At 67.3% G+C, this 13,113-nt stretch carries 11 protein-coding genes; 3 read left to right on the plus strand and 8 right to left on the minus strand.

Going from position 1 to position 13,113, the window contains the following annotated elements; translation table 11 throughout:
* Nucleotides 1-109: 109 nt before the first annotated feature.
* Entirely contained in the window at nucleotides 110-814 is a 705-nt protein-coding gene (locus OHA40_RS08705) for an HNH endonuclease (protein WP_330234097.1), read from the plus strand.
* A gap of 4 nt (nucleotides 815-818) precedes the next feature.
* On the opposite strand, the gene OHA40_RS08710 is transcribed toward OHA40_RS08705, so the two are convergent.
* On the minus strand, nucleotides 819-1,385 hold the full coding sequence (locus OHA40_RS08710; protein ID WP_330232556.1) for a helix-turn-helix domain-containing protein: 567 nt from the start codon (nucleotides 1,383-1,385) through the stop codon (nucleotides 819-821).
* A 54-nt stretch (nucleotides 1,386-1,439) separates the two neighbouring features.
* Here OHA40_RS08710 and OHA40_RS08715 point away from each other — a divergent pair, with 54 nt between their 5' ends.
* Nucleotides 1,440-2,135, plus strand: a complete 696-nt coding sequence (locus tag OHA40_RS08715) for an AzlC family ABC transporter permease (RefSeq protein WP_330232557.1) — start codon at nucleotides 1,440-1,442, stop codon at nucleotides 2,133-2,135.
* Nucleotides 2,132-2,443, plus strand: coding sequence for an AzlD domain-containing protein (locus OHA40_RS08720; protein WP_330232558.1), 312 nt, complete (start codon nucleotides 2,132-2,134; stop codon nucleotides 2,441-2,443). Before OHA40_RS08715 ends, OHA40_RS08720 begins: the two co-directional genes overlap by 4 nt.
* Nucleotides 2,444-2,972: 529 nt before the next feature.
* Here the strand turns inward: OHA40_RS08720 and OHA40_RS08725 are convergent.
* From OHA40_RS08725 to OHA40_RS08755, 7 genes are all read right to left on the minus strand, one after another.
* A complete protein-coding gene (locus tag OHA40_RS08725) occupies nucleotides 2,973-3,644 on the minus strand; it encodes a hypothetical protein (protein ID WP_330232559.1) in 672 nt (223 codons plus the stop codon).
* Between the two features lie 48 nt (nucleotides 3,645-3,692).
* Nucleotides 3,693-4,145 carry an acyl-CoA thioesterase gene (locus tag OHA40_RS08730; protein WP_330234098.1) on the minus strand — a complete coding sequence of 151 codons (453 nt, stop codon included), beginning with the start codon at nucleotides 4,143-4,145 and terminating at the stop codon, nucleotides 3,693-3,695.
* Between the two features lie 8 nt (nucleotides 4,146-4,153).
* Nucleotides 4,154-9,094, minus strand: a complete 4,941-nt coding sequence (locus OHA40_RS08735) for an NAD-glutamate dehydrogenase (protein ID WP_330232560.1) — start codon at nucleotides 9,092-9,094, stop codon at nucleotides 4,154-4,156.
* Between the two features lie 189 nt (nucleotides 9,095-9,283).
* Entirely contained in the window at nucleotides 9,284-9,406 is a 123-nt protein-coding gene (locus OHA40_RS08740) for a hypothetical protein (protein ID WP_330232561.1), read from the minus strand.
* Between the two features lie 342 nt (nucleotides 9,407-9,748).
* A complete protein-coding gene (gene ettA, locus OHA40_RS08745; protein ID WP_330232562.1) occupies nucleotides 9,749-11,425 on the minus strand; it encodes an energy-dependent translational throttle protein EttA in 1,677 nt (558 codons plus the stop codon).
* Between the two features lie 80 nt (nucleotides 11,426-11,505).
* Nucleotides 11,506-12,006 (minus strand): single-stranded DNA-binding protein, encoded by a 501-nt coding sequence (locus tag OHA40_RS08750; RefSeq protein ID WP_330232563.1) that lies wholly within the window; start codon nucleotides 12,004-12,006, stop codon nucleotides 11,506-11,508.
* Nucleotides 12,007-12,169: 163 nt separating this feature from the next.
* Entirely contained in the window at nucleotides 12,170-13,054 is an 885-nt protein-coding gene (locus OHA40_RS08755; protein ID WP_330234099.1) for a serine/threonine dehydratase, read from the minus strand.
* Between the last annotated feature and the right edge of the window lie 59 nt (nucleotides 13,055-13,113).

The following is a 13,113-nucleotide window of genomic DNA, read 5'->3' on the forward strand; positions in this document are numbered from 1 at the left end:
ACATTGTTGGAAATCACCGTGCAATGCCCGACGTTCCATGGTCAACTGGGTGACAGTCTCTGCTCCGCAGATACCACATGATCCTGCCAATCATGAAATCGAGGTCGAGATGAAGCAGCGGCACAGCGCCAGGTCACACGAGGCGCGAGCGTACCGACAACTCCAGCCCGCCGACGTCCACAATCGTGGGTCGGGGGCCACTCCGCTGCACATCTTGTCCGAACATTATCCGGGCGGGCATCGTGCCCATCACGACCATGGGCCCCGCCCCACCGCACCGCCCACCGAGGGCACGAGCTGGCTCAAGACCAGGGTGCTGCTGTTGAACGCCACCTATGAGCCGCTCACCGCTTTGTCCGCGCGCCGCGCGATCGTCCTCCTCATCTGCGACAAGGCCGACGCCGTTCATCACAACGACGAGGGGCCGGTGGTGCACTCCGCCGAGACGTCGGTCACCCTTCCATCGGTAATCCGCCTGCGCAGCTACGTCCACGTGCCCTACCGTGCCCGGGTGCCGATGACCCGCGCCGCCCTCATGCACCGGGACCGCTATCGGTGTGGCTACTGCGGCGGCAAGGCAGAGACCATCGACCACGTCATCCCGCGCAGCCGCGGCGGGGAACACTCCTGGGAGAATTGCGTCGCCAGCTGCGCGCCGTGCAACCATCGCAAGGCCGACAAACTACTCACCGAGCTGGGCTGGACACTGCGATCACCGCTGGTCTCGCCGAAGGGCCCACACTGGCGCCTGCTGTCCACCACCGCGGAACTCGACCCGGTGTGGTTGCAGTACCTCGGCGAAGGCGCGGCCTGATCGATCAGGTGTATTCGACCACCAGCGTCGCCCAAGTCGGCGATGCCAGGGCCTCGAACACATGCGGCCGATCTCCTGGGTAGGCGATGTAGTCGCCGGGATGTAGTTCGACCGGCGCCTCGACCGGGCCGACCAGCGCGCGGCCCTCGGCGAGCAGCACGTGCTCGACGACACCCGAGATATGCGGATCCGATCTGCGCGCATGCCCTGGTTCCGCGGTGATGCGGAACAAATCGCGGCGCGAGTTGGCCGGACCGGCGGCCAGCAAGGTAGCTCGATACTCCGATTGCTCGGCGGCCACCACCGGTCCTTCGCCCGCCCGGATCACGTGCACGTTCGGGCGCGGCGGGTCGAGCAACCGGGAGAACGGCATGTCCAGGGCGACGCACAGCGCCCACAATGTCTCCAGGCTCGGATTCCCGGTCCCCGATTCCAGTTGCGACAACGTGGATTTCGCGATGCCCGCCCGGTGGGCGACCTCGCTCAACGACAATCCGGCCTTGGTGCGCTCGCGGCGCAGCGCGGCGGCGATCACCGCCTGGGGTGTCGTCGTCGCGTCCTGCTGCGTCATGCCAACCAGAAAACCATATTGACGAACCGGCCTGCCATGTTCACCATAGGAAACATGCGTTCGATATGGCGAACACTCGGTCGGGATGAGCTCATGGGCATTGCGGCCGTCTGCGTCGCCGTCGCGGTGATCGGGATCTCCTACGGGGCGACCGCGGTGAGTGCGGGTTTCCCGATCTGGCTGCCGATCCTCCTCGGGTGCGTGGTGCTCGCCGGAAGCTCGGAGTTCCTCTTCCTCGGCATTGTCGCCACCGGCGGTAGCCCGATCGCGGCGGTGCTCGCGGGGCTGCTGGTGAACGCCAGGCATCTGCCGTACGGGCTGTCGGTTCCCGACGTGGTCGGCACCGGCTGGCGCCGGCCGCTCGGGGTGCATCTGATGAACGACGAGTCCGTCGCACTGGCCATCGCCCAGCCCGACGCGGGGCGCAAGCGGGCGGCCTACTGGGTCGCCGGCACGGGGGTGCTGCTCGCGTGGCCCGGCGGTGCGGCGATCGGAGCATTGATCGGGTCGGTGGTTCCCGACACCTCGGCACTCGGATTGGACGCGGTGTTTCCCGCGGTGCTGCTCGCCCTGGTGCTGCCCGCCCTGCGTGATCGAGCCACGCTCGGCGCGGTGTGCGTCGGCACTGCGGTCGCCCTGGCCACCGCGCCCTTCCTGCCCACCGGAATGCCCGTCCTGCTTGCTCTTTCGGGAGTGCTCGTCGCTGCGCGCGAGCAACGGGGTCCAGTCACCACACAGGAAGCGCGATGATGCTTGCCGCCGGAATATTCGCTCTCGCCGCGGGTACCTACGCCTTCCGCTGGGCGGGCCCGGTGCTGCGCGAACGGGTGCGCATCCCCGCACGGGTGGTGCGCCTGCTGGAGATCGGCGCCGTCGTGCTACTCACCGCGCTGGTAGCTGTAACCACTCTGCCCGTCGGCACCGGAAGTCTCGGATTCGCCGTTCCCGCAGGCGTTCTCGTCGGTGGCGCTCTCGCCTGGAAGCAGCAGCCGATCCTGGTGGTGATCGTGGCCGCCGCCGCGACAACGGCGCTGTTGCGGCTGATCGGCGTCGCCTGAACATCCCGAAACTGTTCTCGGCCGGTCTTCTCCACAGATCTTATGTGGGCGGCGCCGTCCCCTCCTGCTGACGGCGCCGCCCACTTCATCGATCGTTTCCGGGCGGCAATGTGCTACCAGGGAATTCGCGGCCAACGCCGATACACGCAATATCGGCCCGCCAACACGTTCGGCGCAGCGCAGCAATGGCCCGACCGCACAGCAGGACCCGGCCCGCGTCCGACTAGCACCTGGCCGTCGCGTCCGTGCCGAAGTCGCCAGCGGCAGACACCCAGCGCTACCGATGAAGTGCGGCACACCCTTGATGCCGCGGTTACCGACCCACGCAACCACTCAGCCCAACCCCCATTTTCGAGCGAAGCGAGACCGAGCATTACCCGTCCGCGGCTCGCGTCCGAGCGGCCGACGCGTCCGCGACGCAGTCGCAAGCGGCGGTCGCTCGGACGCGAGCCACAAAGGGGCCGCGAACACGCAGCGCCGCAGGCGCTGCAAATCAGACAGAGCCACGCAGCGCCGCAGGCGCTGCAGATTAGACAGAGCGTGGCACGAGTGGGATTCCGCCGCCGATGCGGCGGGCGACCGAGCCGTAGCGGGCATCCAGCCGCAGCCATGTTCTGGTGGCACGGACCCGCACGATCTCGGCGGATGGGATGCGACGCGGATCGGCCTTCTCCCCCGAATGCGGGATGAAATCCATCGCCGTGAGCGCGAAGACGACCCGCATCGGCACCTGCACCTGAGTGCCCGCGCCGGATACGGTCAGCACGGCCTGGTCGAGTAGCGAGGCGGGCGGGCCGTGGCTGCTGCCATGTTCCTTCGCCAGCCGCGCACCCTGCTCGGCGAGTTCGACCAGGGTGCGCGCGGGCACGTCGTCGACGTGCGCGAAGCCGTCCGCGGGCGGCAGCGCCCCACGCCAGGCGGAATCCATCGAATATCCCAGGTCGATGGGGCCGCCGCTGCCCAGCCCGGCCAGCACCAGGTCCGCGCCGACGGTCACGTCGTCGACGCTGAGCTCGGCGACCACGGCGCGCACCGCGAGCGCCTCGAAACCTGTTGCCACCCACGCGGCCACATAGCGCTCACCGCGGCGGTGCAGGCGCACCACCGCCGCCGGGTCCAGCCGCGCGGCCCTGGTCAGGAACGTCGCGAGATTCTCCCGCTCCGCCGGATCGGACACGTGCAGCACTCGTTGTTCCGCCATCACAGCTGCTCTGCCGTCACCGCTGGGCAATCACCGACGCGCGACGACTCACTCCATCCACTCGGATAGGTAGTCACGCTCGGCATCGGTGAGCCTGCGCAACCGCTGCGCAGGCATGTCGAACGCCGCGATCTGCGTGGACGCGACCACCGCGGCCGGCGAGCCGGGCTCGGCGCCGGACGCGCGCACCTCGTAACCGATCGTGAAGTCGACCGCACGCAACTGCTCGATCCACATAGCGATATCCAGTGGCGTGTCCTCGTGCCGCAGCTGGCCGCGGTAGCGGACCCGCAGGTCGGCGAGCACGCAGCCCTCGCGCAGCGGGGCGGTCGGGCGGCCGTCCTCGAACAGCCACGGGATCCGCGCCTCCTCCAGCAGCGTCACCATGCGGGCATGGTTGACGTGCTGGAACACGTCCATGTCCGACCATCTGACGTCCACTTTGGCGTGGAAGCGCTTGGGCAGCACCAGGCTGCCCGCCGCCGTCCCGTCTCTGTACATCGATCTCGTCACCGTGGTACCTCCGATTGAGCGCCCACCCCGCTCACCATGCTCCGCACTTGCCGCGCTGCAACCGACAGCGTGGCGAGATCGTGGGTTCCTGACTCGAACAACTCCGACAGTGCCGCCCTGGCTCGACCGAGGCGGGACTGGTTCTTCGACTCCCAGTATGCAATCTTCTCGTCCGCCGTCTCTTCGGGGTCGCCGCCGGAGAGCACATCGAGGGTGAGCGAACGCAGCGACCCGTACATGTCGTCACGCAGCGCCAGCCGCGCCAGCGAGTGCCAGCGGTCGCCGCGTTCGAGGTGGCTCACCGCTTGCAGCAACCAATCGATCTTGAGGTGATCGTTGAGCGCGTAGTACAGCGAGCCGACCTCATCGCCGTCCCGGTCGGTGATGTCGGCGATGTCCACGATGTCCAGCAACGGGAACAGGTTGAGCAGGCCGAAGACCTCGGTGGCCAGATCGGTCGGCGCGCCGCGGGCGATCAGCTCGGCGGACTGGTCGGTGAGCGTGGATACGTGGTGTCCGCGCAGCCAGCCCGGAACCTTCGGGGCGAGTTCGCGCACGTCATTGCGGTACCGGCTGATTTCCGAGCCGACCGCGATCGGCTGGGGCCGGTTGCTCAGCAGCCAGCGGGACGCACGATCCATTGTCCGTTTGGTCTCCAGCTCGAGCAGGTCACGCACCGAGGTGGGCGCGTCGCACACCCGGATCCGCGCCCACATCTCGCGCAGGTCGAAGATTCCGCTGGCCGCGGCGAAGGCGCGCAGCGCGTCGGTGGTGGTCGCGCCGATCTCTTCGTTCAACCGGTGTGCATAGGTGATGCCGCCGTAGTCCACCATCTCGTTGGCGATCATGGTGGTGACGATCTCCCTGCGCAGCCGGTGCCGTTTGATCGCCGGGCCGAAACGGCTGCGCAGCGGTGTCGGGAAGTAGTCGGGCAGCCGCGCGGCGAAGTACTGGCTGTCGGGCAGGTCGGAATCGAGCAGATCGGTCTTGAGCGATAGCTTCACGTGCGCCATCAGATTGGCCAGCTCCGGCGACGCCAGACTCGCGCCGTCCTCCAGCATGCGCTTCATCTCCTGATCCGAGGGCAGCGCCTCGAGTTCGCGGTCCAAGCCGCGGCGCTGCTCGAGATCCTCGATGAGCCGCATCTGCACGCTGAGCATGTGCGGCGCCTCGGTGCGCGAAATTCCCATCAGGAAGTTCTGCGCCACGTTGTCCCGGAGGACCAGCTGCGCGACCTCGTCGGTCATCGAGGCCAGCAGCGGATTGCGCTCGGCTTCCGGAAGCTGACCGCCGGAGACGACGGCGTCCAGCAGGATCTTGATATTGACTTCGTGGTCGGAGCAGTCCACACCCGCCGAGTTGTCCAGCGCGTCGGTGTTCATCTTGCCGCCGTTGCGGCAGAACTCGATCCGGCCCAGCGCGGTCGCGCCCAAGTTGCCGCCCTCGCCGATCACCTTGACCCGCAACTGGTTCCCGTTGACCCGGACCGCGTCGTTGGACTTGTCGCCCACCTCGGCGTTGGTCTCGGTGCTCGCCTTGATGTAGGTGCCGATACCGCCGTTCCACAGCAGGTCGACCGGCGCGAGCAGGATCGCGCGAACCAATTCCGGCGGTGACAGCGATTCGACATCGTCGGCCAGACCGAGCGCCGCCCTGGCCTCCGGGCTGATCGGCACCGCCTTCACCGTCCGGTCCCAGACACCGCCGCCGGTACTGATCAACGCGGCGTCATAGTCGGCCCACGACGACCGCGGCAGCGCGAACAGCCGCTGCCGCTCGGCGTAGGAGATGGCCGCGTCCGGGTTCGGGTCGAGGAAGATGTGCCGGTGGTCGAACGCAGCAACCAAACGGATGTGCTCCGACAGCAACATACCGTTACCGAACACATCACCACTCATGTCACCGACACCGACAACAGTGAAATCCTGCGCCTGCGTGTCGATCTCCATCTCACGGAAATGCCGCTTCACACTCTCCCACGCACCCTTGGCCGTAATACCCATCGCCTTGTGGTCATAACCCGCAGACCCACCCGAAGCGAACGCATCACCCAACCAGAACCCATAACTCTGCGCCACATCATTCGCGATATCCGAAAACGTCGCCGTCCCCTTATCCGCGGCCACCACCAGATACGTGTCATCACCATCCCGACGCACCACCCGCGCAGGCGGCAACACCTCACCACTCACACGATCCACATTGTCGGTGACATCCAGCAAACCCGAAATGAACGTCCGATAGCACGCCACACCCTCAGCACCCAACGCCTGCCGATCCGCCACCGGATCACCCGTGGCCGCAGGCGGCTGCTTCACCACGAACCCGCCCTTCGCGCCCACCGGCACGATCACCGCGTTCTTCACCGCCTGCGCCTTCACCAAACCCAAGATCTCGGTACGGAAATCCTCCAACCGATCCGACCACCGCAAACCACCACGCGCCACAGGCCCGAAGCGCAAATGCACACCCTCCACCCGCGGGGAGTACACGAAGATCTCGAACTGCGGCCGCGGCCTGGGCAGTTCGGCGATCGCGTGCGGTTCGACTTTCACCGAGACGTAGTCGCGTGACCTGCCGTCCGGGTCGGTCACGTAGTAGTTGGTCCGCAGCGTCGCTTTGACCAAGCCCAGCATCGCGCGCAGGATACGGTCCGCGTCCAGGCTGACGACCTCATCGATGCGTCCGCGAACCTGGATATCCAGCTCAGCGGCGCGCTCGGCGGAGAAGGTATCGGGATCGAAGCGCGCCGCGAACAGGTCGACGAACAGCCGCGCGATATCCGGATAGGTGAGCAATACACGACAGATGTTCGCCTGGCTGTACGGAAAACCGGCCTGCTGCAAGTACTTCGCGTAGGTCCGCAGGATCGAGACGGCCCGCCACGGCAGCCGGGCGCGCAGCACGAGTTCGTTGAGACCGTCTGCCTCGGCGCTGCCGTACCACATCGCCTCGCACGCTTCCACGAACCGTTCGCGCAGGCCCCGCACCTCCGCCTCCAGCACATCGGCGCGCTTGGTAGACTCGAGCAGCTCCGCGTCCAGATCCCGGTCCAGCGCACTGCGCAGCAGTTCGGGACGGGCCAGCAGGCCGAAGTCGTAGATCCACCGCTCACCGCCCGCACCGCCGTCGGCCGCGGCCTCCAGCTCGACCTGATACGGCCGCTCGTCCACCACCTCGACGCCCAGGCTCTGCAACAGGGGCAGCACCTGGCTCAGTGAGATGCCGCTCCCGCCGATGTAGAAGGTGAAGCGCCACGAACCCGGCTCCGAATCCGGCTTGCGGTAGAGGTATTGGTCGATGCCGCCGTCGCGCAGCCGCTCCAGGCGCACGATGTCCGCGAGCGCGCGAGCAGCGGCGAAATCTTGCTTGTAGCCCTCGGGGAAGGCCGCCGCGTACCGCTGCACCACGGCGGGATCGAGCACCGTCGACGTGCTCACCTCGTCGTTCAGGTGGTCGTCCCAGGTACGGCTCGCCTCGGCGAGCAGGTTCTGCAGGCGCAGCCGGTTGGCCTCGGAGGTGTCGGCGGCCGGTGGCACCTGGTGCGCGACGCCGAGCTCGGGCTCCGGCAGCCGCACCGTGAAATACACACGCGCCAAATCGCTTTCGCCCACCCGCGCGGAGTAGTCGATGGACACGCCGCCCAATTCGCGGACCAGGATATCCTGCATCTCCAGCCGCACCCTGGTGGTGTAGCGGTCGCGCGGCAGGTAGACCAGGCAGGCGACATAGCGGCCGTAGGCGTCCGCGCGCAGGAACAAGCGCACTTGGCGGCGCAGGCCCACGCTCAGCACGGCGGTCGCGGTGCGACGCAGCGTCTCGGCATCGGAGGAGAACAGTTCGGTGCGCGGGAAGGACTGGATGACCTCGAGCATCGCCTGACCGGAGAACGAATCCAGATCGAATCCGCTCTCCTCGATCGCCGAACGCACCCGGCGTTCGATCACCGGGATGTCCAAGACGTTCTCGTGCACCGCGGTGATGGTGAAGACGCCGATGAACAGGTGTTCGCCGATGATCGTTCCGGTCGCGTCGAAGTCGGCGACCCCGACGAAGTACGGATACACCGCGCGGTGCACGGTGGCGGGGACCAATCCCTGGGTCAGCGTGAGCAACGGACGGTCGCCGCCGTTGACCGGAACGTGGAAGTCGGTGCCGACGTCCGGCCGCAGCACGCCGAGGCAGGTGCCGGGCAGCATGGTGGACGTTTCCTGCCCCTGCTCGGTGCTCAGGCGGTAGCGGGCATAGCCGAGCACGGTGAAGTTCCCCTGTTCCTGCCATCGCAGCAGATTGGCCGTGTCGACCAAGTCGGTCGGGGCGAAGGGCGCCGCTCCGGACTGCGCGGCCAGTTCCAGGTCGTCGGCCAGCTTGCTCTGCACATCCTTGATGTCCTCGGTGTCGCCGACCACCTGGCGCACGTCGTCGACCACGTCCGGCACCGCGGCCTCGACCTTGGCCAGCAGCGCCGGGCCGGTCGACGGGTGCAGTTGCACGTGCATCCAGGACTCGCGGAGCCCGGCCGCGCCGGTGCCGTCCACCTCATGCGGTGCGGCGTGGGTCAGCCGACCCTCCTGGTCCCGCTCGACCTCGAAGATCGGGTGGATGATCTCGCTGACGCTGACACCGATCCGGCTCAACGACGAGCTGATCGACTCGACCAGCAGTGGCATGTCGTCGGTGACGATCTGCACAGCGGCGCCGATCCCGGACCCGTCATCCGGGTGGTACACCCGCACCAACGCGCGACCGGGGAGGCGATTCACCGCCAGCTCCATATGCCGGCGGAAGATCTGTGTGATGCCGGTGATCGCACAGTCCACATCGCCCGCGTCGACGTGGCGGAAATACGCTTCCTCGAGCATCGCGAGCTCGCCGCGCAGTGGCTGCGGCAAGCCCGCGGCCCACGCCGCGCTGGACAATTCGGACGAGACGGTCATTTTCGCCAACTCCCTCGGATATCGGTTCCGTAACAAAGTGACGCCGGTCCGAGAGTAACTGTGCGCCGAAGACGCGTGGGTGAATTCCCTTCCGATATCCGGGTGTTCACCACGACCGCGGAGTTCGCCGCTCATGTGCCGAGGCCCAACGGATGACCTCGGCGCAGTACAAGATCGGACCTGCGAACGTCAGATGAGCGCCACAGGTCGTATCCGCGGCGGCAGTGGCGCCGCACCGGTACCTCGGGTCAGCTCGGCCACCGCGTCGGTGGTCTCGGCCACCGATTGCTCGAACTGCGCCTGCGCATTCACGACTCCCACCCTAGCGAGCTACGCGCGGGTAGGTGTCACTCCTGGTCCGGGTTGTCGGCGAAGGTTCACGGTGCCGCTTCGTCGAGGCAACCATCGACCTGTTCCGCTGTGGACGCGGGCCTCGGCACCTGCCCCAGGACATCGGCAAATTCCGGGCCACAGCCGAGATCCCCGGCTCACTCCACGCACTACCTGCTGCTGACCGGCTGGAAGTTGCCGCAGCCGAAATGATTTCGCCGAGAACATATCTGATTCCAGAACCGCCGTGCCCCATCAGAGACGAGCGGCCCACGTAAAGCGGGATGGGTGCGATCGGACCGCGCCCACCCCGCCGTAGCCCACCTAGCCGCGGGTCAGCTTCCGGTGCGTAACCCGATGCGGGCGGGCCGCTTCGGGGCCGAGACGTTCGACCTTGTTCGCCTCGTATGCCTCGAAGTTGCCCTCGAACCAGAACCACTTGGCCTCGTTGTCCGCGTCGCCCTCCCAGGCGAGGATGTGGGTGCAGGTGCGGTCGAGGAACCAGCGGTCGTGCGAGATGACCACGGCGCAGCCGGGGAACTTCTCCAGGGCATTCTCCAGCGAGCCGAGGGTCTCCACGTCCAGATCGTTGGTCGGCTCGTCGAGCAGGATCAGGTTGCCGCCCTGTTTGAGGGTCATCGCCAGGTTGAGGCGGTTGCGCTCACCACCGGAGAGCACGCCCGCGGGCTTCTGCTGGTCGGGACCCTTGAAACCGAACACACTCACATAGGCGCGCGACGGCATTTCCTGCTGGCCGACCTCGATGTAGTCCAGGCCGTCGGAGACCACCTGCCAGACCGTCTTCTTCGGGTCGATGCCCGCACGGTTCTGGTCGACGTAGCTCAGCTTGACCGTGTCGCCGACCTTCACTTCGCCGCTGTCGGACTGCTCGAGCCCGACGATGGTCTTGAACAGCGTGGTCTTACCGACGCCGTTCGGGCCGATGACACCGACGATGCCATTGCGCGGCAGGGTGAAGGACAGATCTTTGATCAGCTGGCGGTCGCCGAAGCCCTTGTCCAGGTGCTCGACCTCCACCACCACGTTGCCGAGGCGGGGACCGTGCGGGATCTGGATCTCCTCGAGGTCCAGCTTCCGCATCTTCTCGGCCTCGGCCGCCATCTCCTCGTACCGGCCGAGGCGGGCCTTGTTCTTCGCCTGCCTGGCCTTGGCGCCGGAACGCACCCAGGCGAGTTCTTCCTTGAGCCGCTTCTGCAGCTTCTGGTCCTTCTTGCCCTGCACCTCGAGGCGCTCGGCCTTCTTCTCCAGGTAGGTGGAGTAGTTGCCCTCGTAGGGGTAGGTACGGCCGCGGTCCAGTTCGAGAATCCACTGCGCCACGTTGTCCAGGAAGTACCGGTCGTGAGTGACCGCGAGCACGGCGCCCTGGTACTGCGCGAGGTGCTGCTCGAGCCAGTTCACGCTCTCGGCGTCCAGGTGGTTGGTCGGCTCGTCGAGCAGGAGCAGGTCGGGCTTGCTCAGCAGCAGCTTGCACAGCGCGACCCGGCGGCGCTCACCACCGGAGAGGGTGGTGACCGGCTCGTCCGGCGGCGGGCAGCGCAGCGCGTCCATGGCCTGCTCGAGCTGGGAATCCAGATCCCAGGCGTCGGCGTGGTCCAACTCCTCCTGAAGCTTGCCCATCTCCTCCATGAGCTCGTCGGAGTAGTCGGTGGCCATCAGCTCGGCGATCTCGTTGAAGCGGTCGAGCTTGAGCTTGATCTCGCCGAGACCCTCCTCGACGTTGCCGCGGACGGTCTTCTCCTCGTTCAACGGCGGCTCCTGCTGCAGGATGCCGACCGTGGCGCCTGCGGCGATGAACGCGTCACCGTTGTTCGGCTGGTCCAGTCCGGCCATGATCTTCAGCACGCTGGATTTACCCGCGCCGTTCGGGCCGACGACGCCGATCTTGGCGCCGGGAAGGAAGTTCAAGGTGACATCGTCGAGCACGACTTTGTCGCCGTGCGCCTTGCGAACCTTCTTCATTTGGTAGATGAACTCAGCCATAAGTGTGAAGCCTATCGGTGCGGGAGACGAGAGGACGAAGCAGAGCCACCACTGCCGCCGGGCCGAAACCGGTCAAGCGATCAGGTGCTGACGGACTCGGGTGTGTTGCCCCGGGCCGGGGCTGCGGAGCCGGCGACCGCGGCATCCTCTCCGGGCGGGTCGCCGACCGGCACCCGACCTACAGCGCTCGAACCCGCCGAAGTATTCCGTGGCGCCAGATCGGACCATCGGGTCACCTGCGCGGCACAGCGGGACAGGTCCGGCCCGACCGCGGTGGCGCGCATCTCCAGATCCCGCCGCTCCACGCCGTCCTTGCTGCGATATTCGTGCGAACGCAGCTGGCCGTAGGCGATGATCGGGTCGCCGCGGCGCAGGGACGCGTCGACACCCGGCACCAACCTGCGCCAGCAGCTGACGGTGAGGTAAAGCGTGCCGTTGTCCATCCATTGCCCCGACGCGTGATCGAGCCTGCGGGAATTACTGGCCAGCCGGAAGGTGACCACTTGTTCGCCATTGGTCAGATCCCGCTTGATCGGCTGCGTAGCGATCGTTCCGATGACGGTCGCGTTGGCCTCGTACATGATGACGCCCCTTCACATTCGGATCCGGGCCGGCCCGGAAATTCCTCCCCCTCCAGGAGGGCCCTTCCAGCCTGCGCCGAACCCGCACCCGCCGCACGACGCGATCCGCGAATGTGCACAACTATCCGGTATGTGAAAACAGCATCTTTCGCAAGCGTGGGATTCAGAACACCGCCACGTCGGTGTTGGCGCCGCACAGGACGACGATCGGTCGCTCATCCGGTGCGGGAACGTACGCGCCGCTGTGTATGGCGGCCAGCGCCGCGGCCCCGGTCAGCTCGACCAGGATGCGGAATTCGCGCCAGAGGTACTCCCGCGCCGCGCCGATCGCGTCGTCGGTGACCAGCAGCGACCGCACCCGGTTGCGGCGAGCGACATCGAGCGCGATGTCACCGATTCTGGTCGGGCCAAGCGAATCCACGGTGACACCGGACGCGACGACATCCACGGGACGGTCCGCCGCCAGCGCCGCACGCAAAATGGCGGCGCCCTCGGGCTCGACCCCGATCACCTGCTGACGGCGCCCGAGCGCGGCCGCGATCCCGGCGACCAGTCCGCCGCCGCCCACCGCGGCCAGCACCGGCGGTCGTCCGCGCACCTGCTCCTCCAGCTCCAGCCCCACCACGCCGATCCCGGCGACCACGTCGGGCAGGTCGTAGGCGTGCAGCAGCAGCGCGCCGCGATCGGCGGCGAGCTCGGTCGCGTGCCGCCGTGCCTCGGCGTAGCTGGTTCCGTACCAGAGCACTTCGGCGCCATGCGACCACATCGCGGCGACCTTGGTGTGCGGCGCGGTCTCTGGGACCACCACGGTGCAGGACTTGCCCAGTCGCGCGGCGGCCAGTGCGGCCGCGATGCCCGCGTTGCCGCCCGACGCGATGACGACCTGATCGATGCCCTCTCCCGACACCAGCAGCGCGTTCAGGCTGCCGCGCACCTTGAACGTCCCGGCGTGCTGGAGGTGCTCGAGCTTCAGCGTCACCGGCACGGGGCCGGACGGGCTCGCGACGGACGTGTGGAAGACGGGTGTCTTGCGGATCTTCCCGGCCATCCGCCTGCGCGCGCTTCGCACGTCCGGCCGTTCCACCCTGACCGGTCTGCGTGGGGAGA

Source organism: Nocardia sp. NBC_00508, from assembly GCF_036346875.1.
In the GTDB taxonomy this organism is placed as follows: Bacteria; Actinomycetota; Actinomycetes; order Mycobacteriales; family Mycobacteriaceae; genus Nocardia.